1 protein-coding gene is annotated in these 514 nt (G+C 45.1%); it reads right to left on the bottom strand.

Features of this window, described 5'->3' with window-relative positions; all coding sequences use genetic code 11:
* Positions 1-28 precede the first annotated feature (28 nt).
* A partial coding sequence (cdd, locus tag R7R78_RS29560) for a cytidine deaminase (RefSeq protein WP_225475019.1) occupies positions 29-514 on the bottom strand: 486 nt, incomplete at its 5' end.

Genomic DNA, 514 nt, shown 5'->3' with positions numbered 1-514 from the left:
AGAGCTTTTAATGACATATTAGTGAATTTTACACGTTAACAAAACTGACGGGAATATCTGGGTTTAGCGCTTCTAACGTAGACTGCGTGTCTGCTAGGTGACTGATTTTACCCTCAGAGTTTTCCACTAGAGCGGCAGCCTTAATGCTGTCGAAGGTTTCGCCTGCCAACAACACTTGAATCAGTGCTACTTGTAGCGGTGGAAGGCTTGGGTTAAATGCGGCGTTTTCTGCATAAGCACCTTTAAACACACGACCGTTCGCGAGCTCTAATGCCAAACCACTGAGGTTATTGGTATACGGCGCATGGCTCATGTTCATCGCTTCGACGGCTTGTTGAATCAATGCGGCTTCATCATCACACACAAATTGGTGTTTTACTTCGGTCATCAAACCAGACTCAATACCAAGGTCTGCTGGACCAAAAGCTTCTGGTAAGTATTCATGTAATGACTTTTCGTCGCGCTCAGGTAGCTGAACTTTCAACTCTTTAGCAGTCGACAGTTCGTTCATGAA

It is taken from the genome of Vibrio sp. 2134-1, assembly GCF_033339495.1.
This window is presented reverse-complemented; position numbering and strand designations above follow the sequence as displayed.